The sequence below is a fragment of the Bradyrhizobium rifense genome, assembly GCF_008123425.1.
GTDB classification, from domain to species: Bacteria; Pseudomonadota; Alphaproteobacteria; order Rhizobiales; family Xanthobacteraceae; genus Bradyrhizobium; species Bradyrhizobium rifense.
Genome location: NZ_VSSS01000106.1, coordinates 1 through 15,566, shown reverse-complemented (window position 1 = coordinate 15,566; position 15,566 = coordinate 1). Strand labels below are relative to the sequence as shown.

General features: G+C 64.4%; 17 protein-coding genes and 1 pseudogene. 7 read left to right on the top strand and 11 right to left on the bottom strand.

Annotation, left to right across the window (positions count from 1 at the left end; translation table 11 throughout):
• Positions 1-841 (top strand): annotated as a pseudogene (locus FXB40_RS46230) (hypothetical protein); the annotation flags it as partial.
• A 15-nt stretch (positions 842-856) separates the two neighbouring features.
• Here the strand turns inward: FXB40_RS46230 and FXB40_RS46225 are convergent.
• Positions 857-1,132, bottom strand: coding sequence for a DUF1488 family protein (locus FXB40_RS46225; RefSeq protein WP_246208371.1), 276 nt, complete (start codon positions 1,130-1,132; stop codon positions 857-859).
• A gap of 146 nt (positions 1,133-1,278) precedes the next feature.
• On the opposite strand from FXB40_RS46225, the gene FXB40_RS46220 reads away from it, so the two are divergent.
• On the top strand, positions 1,279-1,893 hold the full coding sequence (locus FXB40_RS46220; RefSeq protein ID WP_148778904.1) for a hypothetical protein: 615 nt from the start codon (positions 1,279-1,281) through the stop codon (positions 1,891-1,893).
• 52 nt (positions 1,894-1,945) lie between these two features.
• Positions 1,946-3,202, top strand: a complete 1,257-nt coding sequence (gene ftsZ / locus FXB40_RS46215; protein ID WP_148778903.1) for a cell division protein FtsZ — start codon at positions 1,946-1,948, stop codon at positions 3,200-3,202.
• A gap of 338 nt (positions 3,203-3,540) precedes the next feature.
• Here the strand turns inward: ftsZ and FXB40_RS46210 are convergent, their stop codons facing one another.
• The 4 genes from FXB40_RS46210 to FXB40_RS46195 all read right to left on the bottom strand — a co-directional run bounded on the left by FXB40_RS46210 (position 3,541) and on the right by FXB40_RS46195 (position 5,464).
• Positions 3,541-4,089 carry a hypothetical protein gene (locus tag FXB40_RS46210; RefSeq protein ID WP_246208368.1) on the bottom strand — a complete coding sequence of 183 codons (549 nt, stop codon included), beginning with the start codon at positions 4,087-4,089 and terminating at the stop codon, positions 3,541-3,543.
• A gap of 260 nt (positions 4,090-4,349) precedes the next feature.
• Positions 4,350-4,628, bottom strand: coding sequence for a DUF1488 family protein (locus FXB40_RS46205; protein ID WP_148778901.1), 279 nt, complete (start codon positions 4,626-4,628; stop codon positions 4,350-4,352).
• A 270-nt stretch (positions 4,629-4,898) separates the two neighbouring features.
• A complete protein-coding gene (locus FXB40_RS46200; protein ID WP_148778900.1) occupies positions 4,899-5,192 on the bottom strand; it encodes a hypothetical protein in 294 nt (97 codons plus the stop codon).
• On the bottom strand, positions 5,189-5,464 hold the full coding sequence (locus tag FXB40_RS46195; protein ID WP_148778899.1) for a hypothetical protein: 276 nt from the start codon (positions 5,462-5,464) through the stop codon (positions 5,189-5,191). The genes FXB40_RS46200 and FXB40_RS46195 overlap by 4 nt, the downstream gene beginning before the upstream one ends.
• Before the next feature lie 221 nt (positions 5,465-5,685).
• Between FXB40_RS46195 and FXB40_RS50050 the strand changes: the two genes are divergently transcribed.
• From FXB40_RS50050 to FXB40_RS46185, 3 genes are all read left to right on the top strand, one after another.
• Positions 5,686-5,820, top strand: a complete 135-nt coding sequence (locus FXB40_RS50050) for a hypothetical protein (protein ID WP_283813022.1) — start codon at positions 5,686-5,688, stop codon at positions 5,818-5,820.
• A gap of 269 nt (positions 5,821-6,089) precedes the next feature.
• Positions 6,090-7,415, top strand: a complete 1,326-nt coding sequence (locus FXB40_RS46190) for a T6SS phospholipase effector Tle1-like catalytic domain-containing protein (RefSeq protein ID WP_148778898.1) — start codon at positions 6,090-6,092, stop codon at positions 7,413-7,415.
• 170 nt (positions 7,416-7,585) lie between these two features.
• The gene (locus tag FXB40_RS46185; RefSeq protein WP_187437594.1) at positions 7,586-7,831 is read left to right on the top strand and encodes a PilZ domain-containing protein; all 246 of its coding nucleotides are present in this window, start codon (positions 7,586-7,588) and stop codon (positions 7,829-7,831) included.
• A gap of 130 nt (positions 7,832-7,961) precedes the next feature.
• Here the strand turns inward: FXB40_RS46185 and FXB40_RS46180 are convergent, their stop codons facing one another.
• From FXB40_RS46180 to cobS, 6 genes are all read right to left on the bottom strand, one after another.
• Positions 7,962-8,372, bottom strand: coding sequence for a hypothetical protein (locus FXB40_RS46180; protein ID WP_148778896.1), 411 nt, complete (start codon positions 8,370-8,372; stop codon positions 7,962-7,964).
• Positions 8,373-8,474: 102 nt separating this feature from the next.
• Complete coding sequence (locus FXB40_RS46175) at positions 8,475-9,587, bottom strand: NADH:flavin oxidoreductase/NADH oxidase (RefSeq protein WP_148778895.1); 1,113 nt, start codon at positions 9,585-9,587, stop codon at positions 8,475-8,477.
• A gap of 117 nt (positions 9,588-9,704) precedes the next feature.
• Positions 9,705-10,400 carry a hypothetical protein gene (locus FXB40_RS46170; RefSeq protein WP_148778894.1) on the bottom strand — a complete coding sequence of 232 codons (696 nt, stop codon included), beginning with the start codon at positions 10,398-10,400 and terminating at the stop codon, positions 9,705-9,707.
• Between the two features lie 36 nt (positions 10,401-10,436).
• Entirely contained in the window at positions 10,437-11,507 is a 1,071-nt protein-coding gene (locus tag FXB40_RS46165; protein ID WP_148778893.1) for an esterase-like activity of phytase family protein, read from the bottom strand.
• Positions 11,504-13,408 carry a cobaltochelatase subunit CobT gene (gene cobT, locus FXB40_RS46160; protein WP_148778892.1) on the bottom strand — a complete coding sequence of 635 codons (1,905 nt, stop codon included), beginning with the start codon at positions 13,406-13,408 and terminating at the stop codon, positions 11,504-11,506. Before cobT ends, FXB40_RS46165 begins: the two co-directional genes overlap by 4 nt.
• Positions 13,409-13,550: 142 nt before the next feature.
• The gene (gene cobS, locus FXB40_RS46155) at positions 13,551-14,549 is read right to left on the bottom strand and encodes a cobaltochelatase subunit CobS (RefSeq protein ID WP_148778891.1); all 999 of its coding nucleotides are present in this window, start codon (positions 14,547-14,549) and stop codon (positions 13,551-13,553) included.
• Positions 14,550-14,846: 297 nt separating this feature from the next.
• On the opposite strand from cobS, the gene FXB40_RS46150 reads away from it, so the two are divergent.
• Entirely contained in the window at positions 14,847-15,503 is a 657-nt protein-coding gene (locus FXB40_RS46150) for a DedA family protein (protein ID WP_148778890.1), read from the top strand.
• Positions 15,504-15,566: the final 63 nt, after the last annotated feature.

Sequence of the window (15,566 nt, the reverse complement as noted above, 5' to 3'; positions counted from 1 at the left end):
GCGTTTCAGGGGAGCAGGTCAAAGCGACCGAATCGTGGCAATCATAAATGAGACAGCGATTCAATTGAAGCAATCCACTATCCTTCAGACAGATCGCACGAGACGAGCTACCGAATACGAAGCGCAGCTTTCTCAGTTGCGCAATGAGTGGCAATTCGCATCGGCGAAACTGGCTTCAGCCCAGCGGCTACCTTCTACGGAAATGCGCGAGAGATTGCGAGAGCTCAATCGAACCGCAGGATACCTTCAGCGACAGATTGAGGACTTGGTTCGAAAAGAAGAGCTGGCAAGTATTGTTGCCGATATTTCGACCCGCAAGGATGCACTCAACAACCAAATCAATCAATTACGAAGCGACAACGATCGACTTGAGGCATCCCAAGAGCGTCAATTGACACGCGCAAAGACTCTCATTGCCGATGAAGTCAGAGACTTGCTAAGGCACGACCTTCGACGGCAGGACAGCTTTGAGAACCCTCGCAACATCCAATTTGATTTCGCGTCGAACACCATCACTGTGGATGGGCACACTTACTTCTCGGCAAGCTCGCGAGTGATCCTCAAGAGCAGTTTCTTTCTGGGATTCTTCGCCGCTGCTACGAAGGATGCATCATTCCGGCACCCTCGGTTTGTGATGATAGACACGATCGAAGACAAAGGAATGGAGCCGGAGAGGAGCCACAACTTCCAAAATCAGATATTGCGAAAGTCGCAAGAAGCGATTGTTGATCATCAAATCATCTACGCAACAGCGATGATATCCCCAGAGCTTGACGACGAGAACTATCTCGTCGGCCGCTACTACACTCGCGACGAACCTACGCTCGCGATCGAGACCTGATCCAAAGCTCTCCCCCTACCCCCGAAAATCAATGCTCCGCAGCACGATCCCCGGCGGCGTGCCCTCGAACTCCGTTGCCCTATACTTGCTCGCAGCTTGCGCTTCGATGCGGTCGCGGAGGCGGGTGAACTGGGCTTCGCGCTCGCTGGGGTGGGTCCGCGGGCCGCGTTCGAGATCGTCCATCGCGGAGGTGGAGATCGCGCAGGCGATTTCCTTGGCGCCGTCCTGCATCGAGAACTGGACGCAGCCGCGACAGATGGTGCTCTCCGATCCCGGGGTCGGCTCTCCGATCCCCGGAGGTCGGCACGGTGACGGCACCGGTAAACAGCATCGCGCGCGTGTTAATCATGCATTAACCAACGCAGCCTAGCCTGCTGTAATCGTCCAGCCATCATTAGCCCGAAATGCCTTCCCGGTTCGCTCCAGGAGAAGCGCCGATGTCCGTTGCGTTGTTGACGTATGCCGATCTGGGTGCCCGCCTCAATATCTCGCGCGAGGCCGCGCGGTCGCTGGCGAGACGTCGCCGCCTGCCGCGCTCGCGTTCGGATGACGGCAAGGCCCTGGTGAGGGTTGATTTCTCCGAGCTGCGGTACACGCCCCGCCCGCGAACGGGCCGCCGGGCAGACCCCATCGGGGCCTCCATGGCAAGGATCGAGGCCGTAGAGCCATTTCCGTTCCGACAGTGTCGGAACGGGGCTCCAGGTTTTTATTCTGACGCGTTTTCCTTGCGCGAACCGGTATCCACTTCGCTCGAAAACGCTTCTGAGACCGAGGCCTTCAAGGCTGAGATCGCGCGGCTCGAAGACGTCGCAACCGCCTACAGGGCGGTGTTCGAGCGCGAGCGTGAGCGCGCCGAGCGCCTCGCCGTCGAGCTGCAGCAGGCGAGCGCCGAGACGAAGGCAGTCAATGCGTGGGCAACACGACTGGAAGACGAAATGGCGGCGCTACGGACCGATCGCCGCCCTGGCGGCTCGCTCGCGGGACGCGCCGCGCTTCGCTTGGGACATCTGGCCGCTTCGATCGTGCAAGCAGACCGCATGGCCCGCAGGTAGCATTCGAAACTTTCTTTAATCCCCGGCTTGCCGGAGCAATCGCGAGGGAAGAATGACTGGCACCACCGATATCCATGAAATGAAGGCCCGCATCGTCGTGTTCGGCGTGGGCGGCGCCGGCGGCAATGCCGTGAACAACATGATCACGGCCGGGCTGCAGGGGGTCGAGTTCGTCGTCGCCAATACCGACGCGCAGGCGCTGGCCATGTCGAAGGCAAGCCGCCTCATCCAGCTCGGCACGAAGGTGACCGCGGGCCTCGGCGCCGGCTCGCAGCCGGAACTGGGACGCGCCGCGGCCGAAGAGGCGATCGATACGATCCGCGATCAATTGACCGGCGCGCACATGGTGTTCGTGACCGCCGGCATGGGCGGCGGCACCGGCACCGGGGCCGCACCCATCATCGCGAGGACCGCGCGCGAGCTCGGCATTCTCACCATCGGCGTGGTCACCAAGCCGTTCTACTTCGAGGGCCAGCGCCGCATGCGCTTCGCCGAAGCCGGCATCGAAGAGCTGCTGAAGACGGTCGACACCCTCCTGATCATCCCGAACCAAAACCTGTTCCGGGTGGCCAGCGAGAAGACCACATTCGCCGATGCCTTCGCTCTTGCCGACCAGGTGCTCTATTCCGGCGTCGCCTGCATCAGCGACCTCATCGTCAAGGAAGGCCTGATCAATCTCGATTTTGCCGACGTCCTCTCCGTCATGAAGGAGAAGGGCAAGGCCATGATGGGACGGGGCGAGGCTTCGGGCGAGAAGCGCGTACTTGCCGCCGCGGTGGCCGCGATCTCCAATCCGTTGATCGAGAATCCCTCGATCAAGCGCGCCAGCGGCCTCATCATCTCCATCACCGGCGGCAAGGATCTCATGCTGTACGAGGTCGACGAAGCCGCGACCCGCATTCGCGACGAGGCCGACCCGGATGCCAACATCATCGTCGGCGCGTCCTTTGACGAAAGCCTCGAAGGCATCGTCCGCGTCTCGGTGGTGGCGACCGGCATAGACAATCTCGACGCGGCGCAGGCGTTGCCGGTGGAAACCGCCCTCGCCCAACTCGCCGGAAGGCTGCGAAATGACGGCCGGCGCATCGCCGATCGCATCGAGCGCAGCGCACCCCTTCCGCAGGTGGAAAGCCCACCGCTCCGCCCGCAGCCGCATCATCCCGTGGGGCCACCGGCAAGGCCGGGCCTGGAGTATGCGCGCCACGCGGCAATTCAGCCGCTCCATCCCTCCGGCCGCGCCCCCGCGCGCAATGCGCCCGACGAGGCCGTCCTCGATATCCCGGCCTTCCTGCGCCGCGCCGCCAACTGAGCGGTGGCTGGAAGGGAGGGATTACCCCGCTCCAATGCCGGACATGGACTGCCGCTAACCGGCTCCAGAGCGCGATGAGATCAGGCGAGGCTGGTTTGCCGTGAAGAAGGTGCGCTCCCTCTCCCGCTTGCGCGGGACGGCTCCCGCATATGGCAATATGGACGGCCTGAGCGCGCGCCTCGTCCTTCGAGACGACCGCTTTGCGGTCTCCTCAGGATGAGGCTGAGCGGCATCGTCGCCTGTCGAAAGTGCTGCCGCGCACTCCGTCCTCATCCTGAGGAGCCCGCCGAAGGCGGGCGTCTCGAAGGATGCGCGCAACGAAGCCAGCCGCCGATGCTTCACGCTGCCGTGCTGCGCGGGCTCTCTGCGGTTTCCGTCTTGTCCGCCTCCTTGTCACGGGACAGCCACGCCGGGAAGCGAAGCAGGCGCTCGTTGGTGTCTTTTGGCAGCACGACGGACGGCGCTTCATTGGCCGAACTCGGCAGGTCCGGGACTGCCTGTCCTGCTCGCACCGCATCCGCGCGCTGATCCAGTTCGCGCAACAGGGGATCGAGCACGCTGTCGATCTCGCTCGCCACCGACACCAGGAAACTATTGAGCTCGCGCGCCTCGGGCACGACCGCCGCAGCCTGCTCGATCGCCCTGGAGAGACCGTCGACGACGGGTGCAAACGCGCCGGCGGCTTGCATGATTCGCGTCTTGATCGCTTCGATCTCGCCCAGGACGCGCTCGCGCTCCCGCCTTTTCTTCTCCTCCGAAAGGCGGGCTTCGATTTCGGCGATCTGGGCCGTCAGGGTCGTGGCTTCGGATGCGAGTGCATCGCGTCTTCCGCGCGCGCGATCGAGATCGCGGCTGAGATGGTCCACTAAGTCGTCCTTTGCGAACATGGTTTTGCTCCGTAGGACAGGCGTTCTGCCCTGTAGGACGGCCCTGGCGCGTACCGCCAGCCTCGCCACCGACCGGATGGCCGGATCGGCCGAGACAGGCATCAACTTCGGTCGCGTCACATGGGCCGGCATGGTGAATCCCCCCATCGCCAACATTAGGCGACCGCATGGTTAACAGATGGTTAATGTCAACAACCGATGCTGCCACGGGGCATCATGCCGGCATGCCGAGTCACCTTCGACAAGGTAGCCGCTCTCCCCTACCCCCGAAAATCAATGCTCCGCAGCACGATCCCCGGCGGGGTGCCCTCGAACTCCGTCGCCCGGTACTTGCTCGCCGCTTGCGCTTCGATGCGGTCGCGGAGGCGGGTGAACTGGGCTTCGCGCTCGCTGGGGCGGGTCCGCGGACCGCGCTCGAGATCGTCCATCGCGGAGGTCGAGATCGCGCAGGCGATTTCCTTGGCGCCGTCCTGCATCGAGAACTGGACGATGCCGCGGTCCTGTTCGTGGCCGATGAAACGGCCGCTGGTGAGGGTCATGGGTTACTCCTTTGACGCGGGTTGATTCGCGGGCTCGATGACCGCGTGAGGCGCGCGAACTCGCGCCAACGTCGTCCTGGCCTAGTGCACAAATTGCGCACGGGACCCATTAGCCCGGTCAACTCTGTCGAAGCACGCTGTGGCGCACGCCTGCGTAACAACTCGCTTCGGTGGTTATGGGTCCTGGCTCCCGTGCGCAATTGCGCATTGGGCCAGGACGACAGATGTATTCCGCGCGCGAGCCATGGTTGCCGCGGCGCCCGCGGCTGCTCAGTCTCCGCCTAATCTCGCAAAGTCGTCGAACAGCGCGGCGACCAGTGCGCGGTGGCGGGTGTCCTCGGTGGGGAGGCTGGCGGCGTAGAGGTTGAGGAGGTAGCGCGCCTTCACTGCGGCCTCGGCCCAGGAGGTGGCGGGCACCGTCATCAGGCGGTTTTCGAGATCGGCCTCGCGCTCGCGCAGCTCCCGGACATTGTTCTCGACCTCGGCCAGCGCGCGACGCAGATCGGTCGCCTTCTGGGCGGCCATGCCGCGGTGCTTGTCGAGTTCGACGGGAATGTCAGTCATGGGCGACGCTCTTGGGCGACGCTCGCGTCGCTGCGTTGCGCATTCGCAAGATCGGGCGCGCGGATCGACAGCGTCTCCATGGAACCGGGCATGCCGTCGACGGGCACGACGATCGAGGTGCCGACACGGCGCCAGGCCGAGAACATCTCGCGCACGATCGTCTCTTCGTCGGCGATCACCTGATAGCTGCCGGCAGGCAGCATCCGATCGATGCCGTGGATGCGGAAAGGATGCCTGAACGTGACGGTTTCCCGTCGCGAACGGATGGTCATGCACGCCTGCCTTCCTGCGCGAGCGGCCCAACCGACGCCAGCTTGGTTGCAACCATGCGCTCTCGGCGCTGCAATAGCCAGCACTATCGTCGCGGCGTTTTAGTCCTCGCTATCGGCGTGAGGCAGGCGTACCTCTCATTTGCGCCTGCACGCGAGCCGCGGGATGCGTGTTGCCATCGGTCGAACCGAGCTCATTCGAAACCTCCAGAGGAGACGAAATCATGTCCAAGGGACAGCAACGCAGCAATCGCGAAACCAAGAAGCCGAAGAAAGACAAAGCCAAGGTGGTCGCCGCCGCGCCGACCCGCAAGGATGCGACGTGGCAACCGGATATCGGGCAGGGGAAGAAGAAGTAGGGTCTACAATCTCTCCGCCGAGCCGGTGTTTCTTCACCTCTCCCCGCGAAGAGCGGGGCGAGGTCGGAATTTGCGCAGAAAATTCCGGGTGAGGGGGACTCTCCGCGAGTCCGACTCTCACCTCCCTCGCGGAGACTCCCCCTCACCCCAACCCTCTCCCCGCGAAGAGCGGGGCGAGGGAGCGCACCGCCTTCGCCCATCGCCGTCTCCTCGCCGTCGCGGTTTTTTGCTATGCTCGCCCCGGTAGCATTACCGGGAGGGGTAGACCTGTGGAGCACGCGCGCACAACCGAGCCGAAGAACCTCGTCATCTGCTGTGACGGCACCGGCAACGAGATCTCGGAAAACATCTCCAACGTCCTGAAGCTCTATCGCTGCCTGCGCAAGACCGACAAGACGCAGCCGCGGCAGATGGTGTTTTACGATCCCGGCGTCGGCACGGTGACGGAGCCGTCGACCTGGAATCGCTGGAAGGCTGACATCAATCTGGTGCTGGGGCTCGCTACCGGCTACGGGCTCGATGCCAACGTGCTGTCAGCCTATTGCTTCCTGGTCGAGCATTACGCGCCGGGCGACCGCATCTATCTGTTCGGCTTCTCGCGCGGCGCCTATACCGTGCGGGTGCTGGCGGGGCTGATCCACAAGGTCGGGCTGATCTCGCCGGAGCAGGCGAACCTCGCGGGAAGCGGCTTCATCACCTACAAGCAATATTCCGGCACCGGGCGCGGCAACGACATCGACGACCTCAGGGATGGCGGCTTCGACGAAGACGGGCCGATCGCGGAGGGCAAGTTCGATCTCGCCGCGCAATTCGCCCGCATCACCTCGTCGCGCTGGCCGACCATCCACTTCATCGGCGTGTGGGACACGGTGGCGAGCGTGATCGTGCCGCGCGCCGATCGGCTCTATTGGCCGAGCCTGGAGGAACTCGCCTTCACGCTGCGCAACCCGAGCGTCAACATCTTCCGCCAAGCGATCGCGATCGACGAGAGGCGCTGCATGTTCCGCCTCAAGGAGTACGAGGAGCCGCAGGAATACTGGAGCAACCGCTTCGTGCCCGACCACAGGAAGGAGCCGCAGGATATCCTGCAGGTGTGGTTCGCCGGCGTGCATTGCGATGTCGGCGGCGGCTATCCCGAGGTCGAGAGCGCGGAATCGAAGTATCCGCTGATCTGGATGATCGACGAGGCGGCTAGGTGCGGGCTGAACTTCAACCCGCGCACCGTGAACCAGCTCGCCTGGGGCATCCAGCGCAAGAACTCGCCGTTCCAATATGTCCCGCCGGCTTTCACCGGCAAGGCCGGCGTGCTGCACAATTCGATGAGCGCGGCCTGGCGCGTGCTGGAATATCTGCCGAAGAGCGCGACGTACAAGGAATGGCCGGCGCGGAAGGTGTTTTTGGGCTTCTACATTCCCGATTGCGAACCGCGGCTGATCCCCGAGGGCGCGCATGTGCATGAGAGCGTGCTGAAGCGGATGGCGGTGGAGCCGGACTATCGGCCGGTGAACATGCCGAAGGATTTTGTGACGGTACCGATGCCGGTGCCGCCGGGCCCCGGTGTCGAGGCGGATGCGGGAGAGATCGTGACGGGGTGAGCTCCTCTTACCCTCCCCCGGAGGGTAAGGCACCCCGCTACCGCCGTTTTCTTCAATCGCCGCTACTTTTCATTAAAATTCTCCCGCCGACCTTAGTCGAACCGCATCACCTTCGCCTCCATCATCGGAACCTGCCACCGCGCTGTCCGCGGTATTGGAGGAGAGTGCCAATGCATCCGCGCCGACATGCCCGTGTGAAACCCTCAGGCCTGGTGTCCCGTCAGGCCAAGATCATCACCGACCCGCGCGCGCCCATCATCGTGTGTACGCTGGTGGACTATTCGCCGGGCGGCGCCTGCATCGATCTCGGCGGCCAGGTGAAGATCCCTGATAGGTTCGAGCTGCTGCACGTCAACACCAAGAAGCGCTGCCGCATCGCCTGGAAGCGCGGCACGCGGGTGGGCGTGGTGTTTTGAGAGGGCGCTGTTGCGCTGACTTCAATCGAACAATATCGCCACGCACTCCGCTCTGTTCCCTCCCCCCTTGTGGGGGAGGGAACGCAGTCGTGCTTGCCGCTCGATTTTTCACAACAACAAGCGGAGCACCTCACGCCGCCCGCATCCGCGCTTTCGCGCCTGCGACAATCTGCATCGCCACGCCGGCGATCCAGCCCAGCAGCACCAGCCAGCTCACCGCGCCGTCAGCCTCCAGCCGCAGCACGATGACGGCGACTGATGCTAGGGCTGTGAGCGTGGCGCAGAGGGTGCCGGCGGAACTCAGAATTTCCGCGGCGTCGATCTGGCTGTGCGCTTCGTCGAAGGGCAACTGCGGCGTGTCGATGCCGAGATAGAAACCGACGGCGCCGAGCAGCATCATCAGCAGCAGAAAGCCCTGCGTGGTGAGCGAGGCGATCGCCGATCCGACATAGGCGCCGACGAACAGCCCGCACGCAGCGCCGGCCATCGCGAGGCCAATCCGTTCCAGCACATGGGCAGTCTTGCGGACACGAAATCGCATGGCGGGCCTCGCGCAGCTTTGACGGCTGCGGAGGTTAGGCCTGTTTTGCGGCCGGTGGAAGGTTGGGGGAGTTACGGATGCGTGAGGTGGCCGTTAACTCCCTCACCTCGCCCCGAACGTCGTCTTGCCGAACAGCGCCTTCTGCGTCGAGGGCTGCGAGCGCCAGTATTGCGGCGGGGCTTCGACTTCGCCGCCGATCTCGGCTGCGGCGTGCCAGCCCCAGCGGGGGTCGTAGAGCATGGCGCGACCGAGCGCGACCATGTCGGCCTTGCCGGATGCGACGATCTCTTCGGCGTGCCTGGCGTCCGTGATCATGCCGACGGCGATGGTGGGAATGGCGGTCTCGCGCTTGATGGCTTCGGCAAATTGCACCTGATAACCGGGGCCGAGCAGAATCTTCTGCTGCGGTGAAACGCCGCCGGAGGAGGCATCGATCCAGTCGACGCCGCGCGCCCTCAGCGCCTTGGCGAATTCGATGGTCTGCGCCAGATCCCAGCCGCCCTCGACCCAATCGGTCGACGACACCCGCATGCCGACCGGTTTTTCGCGCGGGAATACCGCCCGGACAGCGTCGTAGATTTCGAGCGGGAAACGCATGCGGTTCTCGAGCGAGCCGCCATATTCATCGGTGCGCTTGTTCGAGATCGGCGACAGGAATTGATGCATGAGATAGCCGTGCGCGCCGTGCAGCTCGATCGCATCGATGCCGATGCGCTCCGCGCGCTTCGCGCTGTCGACGAAGGCCTCGCGGATGCGCGTCAGCCCCGCGGCATCGAGCGCCAATGGTGCCGCCTCGCCCTCCTTGTGCGGCAGCGCCGACGGCGCCACCGTCTGCCAGCCCCCTTGCGCCTCGGGGATCAGCTGGCCGCCGTCCCAGGGCCGCGCGCTGCTGGCTTTCCGGCCCGCATGCGCGAGCTGCATCGCGATCGCCGTGCCCGAATGTTTCCGCACCGAGCTGAGGATCTGCTTCAGCGCGGCCTCGGACGCGTCGCTGTAGAGCCCGAGGCAACCCGGCGTGATGCGGCCGATCGCCTCGACATGGGTCGCCTCGATGCAGAACATGGACGCGCCCGACAGCGCGAGATTGTTGATGTGGGTGAAATGCCAGTCGGTGGGAACCCCGTCCTCGGCCGAATACTGGCACATCGGCGACACCACCAGGCGGTTCTTCAAAGTCAGGCCGCGCAGCTTGATCGGGGAAAACAGGGCGCTCATGCGGGGAATCCGGGGATGGAGGAATGGAAGCGATTGCATGAAGTTTAGTAGCCGAATCGCGAATTGCCAGTTGCGCGGGCGGCATGGCCGCAGGCCGGGCCATGCATTGCGGACGTCCTAATCCAGCGTCTCGAACTTCCCCGGCTGCGGCTTGCCCATGCGGATATGGCCGTCGGGCAGGAGCTCGCCATCGGCCTCCGCCGAGAACTGGATCGTGATCCCGCCGCCGTCACGCTTGCTCGCTTTGCCGAGAGGGCCGAGTTTATCGGCGAGCGCAGTGTCGTCTTCCACGAACACACGATACTCGGTGAGGTGGAAGCGGCGCGCCGACAGCCAGGTCAGCGCCGGCACGGAGGTGCGCATGTCGCCGTCGTTGACGCGATCGACGGTGCGGCCGGTCACGTCGCGGAACAGATCCGGCCCATCGACGAGCTTCGCGCGATTGCCGTCGATGGCATAGATGTTCAGCGTGACGATGTGGCGCTCGCTGCGGAACGACACGGCGACAGTGCGCGAGTCCGCCGACCACGCCGCGTGGAAGGCATCCGGCGCGGTGTCCAGAATGTTGTCGTCGTTGACGTTGTCGAGCGTCATCAGCTTGCGATGCGCAGGCTCGGCCATCAGGTACATGCGAAAGCCGTCACTGCCGGCCTCGCCGCCGCCATGGGCGGCGACCGACAGCTTGCCATTCGGCGCGCGGCCGCCCTGGATGATGGCGTATTCATTCTTGCCATACTGATGCTCGGCCGTGGCCAGAGCCGGCGATACGGCGAAGCTGAGGAGAATGGCGAGGATGGCGCGGCGGTGGGGCATGGATGTGTGTCGGCGCAGGGGGAGCCGACGTTCAACTTACTCGACAAGCGTGAACTGCAATAGCAGGGTGCGCTGGAGCAGCGAGAAATTATCGTCCGACACCATCGTCAGCATGGTCTCGCCCTCGGCGGTGACGTGGGCGTCGATGCCTTCCATGTTGTCGACCTCATGGCCGAGATCGGCCTCGAACAGCACGGGGCCGTCGACGACAGCGCCGGGCGCGATGGTCTTCAAGGGGATCGACCGGATGCGGATGTTGATGCCGGTGAACCAGGAGAATTTGCGTTCGAGAATGAGCAGCTCGCCTGACGGCAGCAACACGGCGTCGCTGATGAACTGCTTGTCGGTGCGCTTGATGCTGAACTGGCCGGGCGAGGGACCTCCGATCAGGAAACCGATCAGATTGCCGTCGGCATCGAAACCGCCTTCCGACATCGCGATCAGCGTGCCCGCGAGCGGCTGCCCCTTCATGTCCCTGGGCACGAACACCAGCGCCTCGAGCCCCTTGTTGTAAGGCAACTTGCGCACCGCGGGCGGCGTCGGCACCACCTCGCCGCGGGCGCGGGTGCCGCCCTTGGCAAAATCGAAGCGTATGATCTGGTTGACGCGTTCGAGGCCGACATAGACCTGCGAGCCGTCGCGCGCGAGCGACTCGGTGTCGTACCAGAGCCGCTTCTCCGTGATCGGCCGCCCCTCGGCGTTGAGCATGGGCGCGGCCTCGACGTCGTCGAGCCCGGCCATCTTGCCACTGGTGTAGCGGATGGCGCCGGTGAACCAGGTGCCCTGATCGGACAGCGCGAGAAAACGCTCGCCCTTGTCATCGAGGAAGCGGAAGCCGGACAGGCCGCCAAAGCCGCGATGCGGCGAGGTCAGCACCAGACCGCTGCGATAGACCAGCCGACCGAAGCGCGTGCGCGAACGCTCGCGCGGCTCGAAATTCGGGATCGGCCGCGCATTGACCTCGATGCCGACAGGCTCGGTGACGGCGTGCTCAGGCTGCACCAGCTTTGGCGCAGACTGCGCGTGGGCGAGCCGAGCAGTCAAGAGAGTGGAAAATCCCGCCGCCGCGTGGCCGAGAAAGAAGCGGCGGGATTGATGCGTGCTCACGAATGCAGTTTGCGCCGCGGGCGATTGGCCGGTTGCGTGGGCGCGGTGTTGGTCTCGCTGAAGAGTTCCGCGAGCTTTTCGGTGATGGCGCCGCCGAGTTCTTCCGCGTCCACGATCGTCACCGCGCGGCGATAGTAGCGCGTCACGTCATGGCCGATGCCGATCGCGATCAGCTCGACCGGCGAGCGGGTCTCGATCTCCTCGATGATGTGGCGCAGGTGCCGCTCGAGATAGTTGCCGGGATTGACCGACAGCGTGGAATCGTCGACCGGCGCACCGTCCGAGATCATCATCAGGATCTTGCGCTGCTCGGGCCGGCCGAGCAGGCGCTTGTGCGCCCAGTCGAGCGCCTCGCCGTCGATGTTCTCCTTCAGCAGCCCCTCGCGCATCATCAGGCCAAGGTTCTTTCGCGCACGGCGCCACGGGGCATCGGCCGACTTGTAGATGATGTGGCGGAGATCGTTGAGGCGGCCGGGATTGGCCGGCTTGCCGCCGGCCAACCACGCCTCACGCGATTGCCCGCCCTTCCAGGCGCGCGTGGTGAAGCCGAGAATCTCGACCTTGACGCCGCAACGCTCCAGCGTGCGGGCGAGAATGTCGGCGCAGGTCGCGGCGACCGTGATCGGGCGGCCGCGCATCGAGCCGGAATTGTCGAGCAGCAGCGTCACCACGGTGTCGCGGAACGTCGCCTCCTTCTCGTGCATGAAGGACAGCGGATGATGGGGATCGGTCACCACGCGCGACAGGCGCGCGGGATCGAGGATGCCCTCTTCGAGATCGAACTCCCAGGCGCGGTTCTGCTGCGCCATCAGGCGCCTCTGAAGGCGGTTGGCGAGGCGGGCGACGATGCCCTGCAGATGCGCGAGCTGCTTGTCGAGATAGGCGCGCAGACGCTCCAGCTCGTCATGATCGCAGAGATCTTCGGCGGCGATGACTTCGTCGAACTTGGGCGCGAAGGCGTGATATTCCGGCCCGCGCGGCTCGTTCTTGCCGTGCGCGTTCGGACGCGTCGCCTCGCCCGGCGTCTCGTCGTCGCCGAGCTCGCCGTCGTCGAAGGTATCCGACGTCGAGGCCTGCGCGCTCTCCATCGCGCTGTCGCTCATCTCTTCCGACGAGGCCTGCGCCTGGTCGGCGCTCATCTCCTGCGCGGCATCGGAATCGGGCGAACCCTCGGCGCCGGACTGATCGTTGTCGCCGTCCTGGTTCTCGTCGTTATCGTCATTGTCCTCGCTGTCGGCGCTGCGCTCGTCGCCGAGCTCGAGCGCGGTCAAGAGATCATGCACGGCGTCGCCAAACCTGGTCTGGTCCTCGACGAGGTTATCCAGCCGGTCGAGCCGCTTGCCGATCTTGTCTTCGAGAATCGGACGCCAGAGATCGACCATCTTCTTGGCGGCCGTCGGCGGCGCCATGCCGGTCAGGCGCTCGCGCACTAGCATCGCCAGCGCATCCGCCAGCGGCGCATCGGCGCGATCGGTGATCTCGTCGAACTTGCCGCGATGAAAATGGTCGTCGAGCATCGCGGTGAGGTTCTTGGCAACGCCCGCCATGCGGCGTGCACCGATCGCCTCGACGCGAGCCTGCTCGACCGCCTCGAACACGCCGCGCGCCTGCGGATTGCCAGGCATCAGCTTGCGATGCAGTTTTGCGTCGTGACAGGCGATCTTGAGTGCGATGGAGTCCGCGTGACCGCGCACGATCGCCGCATCGCGCTTGGTCATCTTGCGCGCCGGCTCCGGCAGTCGCGCCTTGCCCGGCGCGAGGCCCGGGCGCTCGGCCGCGAAGCTCACGTCGAGCTCGGGCGATTTCGCGATCGCCTTCAGGCAGGACGCCACCGAGCGCTTGAACGGCTCGGTCGGCGCTTCCTTGGTGTTGCGGAATTTGGAGTTGGAGGGTGTGCTCATCTCGCCCTATCCGTCGTCCCGGCGAAGGCCGGGACCCATAACCACCGGCCGTAGTCGGTCAGGGAAATTATCGGCGTCGCTTCAATCGAGACATCACGCGGTATGGGTCCCGGCTTTCGCCGGGACGACATCTTGCGAGAGATCAGCTGAGCGCCACGTTGACCGATGATTCCGGCAGCTCCGCGTTGAAGCAGCGCTGGTAGAACTCGGCGACCAGGGGGCGCTCGAGCTCGTCGCACTTGTTCAGGAAGGTGACGCGGAACGCGAAACCGATATCGCTGAAGATGTCGGCATTCTCGGCCCAGGTGATCACCGTGCGCGGGCTCATCACCGTCGACAGATCGCCATTGGCGAAGGCGTTACGGGTGAGATCGGCGAGGCGCACCATCTTGTTGACGATGTCGCGGCCTTCCTGGGTACGATAGTGCTTGGCCTTCGCCAGCACGATCTCCACTTCCTCGTCATGGCTGAGGTAGTTGAGCGTGGTGACGATCGACCAGCGGTCCATCTGGCCCTGGTTGATCTGCTGGGTGCCGTGATAGAGGCCCGAGGTGTCGCCGAGGCCAACCGTGTTGGCGGTCGCAAACAGGCGAAACGACGGGTGCGGCTTGATCACCTTGTTCTGGTCGAGCAGCGTCAGGCGGCCGGAGACTTCCAGCACGCGCTGGATCACGAACATCACGTCCGGGCGGCCGGCGTCGTATTCGTCGAACACCAGCGCGACGTTGTTCTGCAGCGCCCAGGGCAAAATGCCGTCACGGAATTCGGTGACCTGCTTGCCGTCACGGACCACGATGGAGTCCTTGCCGACGAGGTCGATACGGCTGATGTGGCTGTCGAGGTTGACGCGCACGCAGGGCCAATTGAGGCGGGCGGCGACCTGCTCGATATGGGTGGATTTACCGGTACCGTGATAGCCGGTCACCATCACGCGCCGGTTGCGGGCGAAGCCGGCGAGAATGGCAAGCGTGGTGGCGCGGTCGAAACGGTAGTCGGAATCGACTTCAGGCACATGAGGATCGACTGCGGAATAGGCCGGCACTTCGAGATCGCTGTCGATCCCGAACACCTGGCGCACCGACACCTTCATGTCGGGCAAACCGGAAACTTCCTCAACTTTGGACAGGGCGGCGGTCGTCATCAATCCTCCGAGGCCCCGGGCGGTCCCGAGACCAGTTATTTGCACGTTGGCTGCGGCTGGGTGCGACTGCGAACTTATCAGAGACGACGGGCCGGCAGAAGCCCGCGCGCCAATCAAAGTTCCGTTGTGTTTTCATTTAGATAGGCAAGGAACGCGATTTTTGGAAGGCTGCCCTGCAAATCTCGCCCAAATTTCGCCCCGGAGAGCCGCCCTGCCCAAGCGGATGGCACTTTCACCGCCCCTCACTACTTGTGTAAGGGTCTGAACCCGAATGCCCCCGCCCACCACAGAGACGATGTGACTTCTTTCCTTGATCCCCTGATATCCTTCGTCTCAGTCCATGCGTGGCTGGCCTATCTGACCCTGTTCCTGGCGGCGCTTCTCGAAGCGGTCCCGGTGGTGGGGTCGGTGATCCCCGGCTCGACCATCATCCTGGCACTGAGCGCCCTGGTTCCCGGCGGCGATTTGAAACTGCAATGGGTGCTGCTCGCAGCCGCCGTTGGCGCCGTGATCGGCGACGGCTCGGCCTACTGGCTCGGGCACCGGCAGCAGCGCGAGATTCTCAACACCTGGCCGCTGACCAATTATCCGCGCGTGGTCGAGGAGAGCGAAACCTTCTTCCACCGCTTCGGCAGCTGGGCCGTGTTCTTCGCCCGCTTCGTGCCGCCGATCCGCGCCTTCGTGCCGGTCACCGCCGGTGCGCTCGGCATGACGCCGGCGAGATTCTATGCGGTGAACATCCCGGCGATCCTGGTCTGGGCACCGGCCCATGTGCTGCCGGGCGTGCTGGCGGTGTCGGCCTTCCACCAATATTTCGGGGCGCACCATGGGCACCCGATCAAGCACATGTGGATTTTGACGGTGGTGGCGCTGGCGATCATCGGCGGCCTCGGCGTCTGGTTCTACCGCCGGCGGCAGAACGGCGTCGTGGCGGCGGCCAAGCCGCAGGCGTAGGAAGCCGCCACACCACAGGTGTCGTCCCTGCGAACGCACTAGGGCTGTCTCTTATACACATCT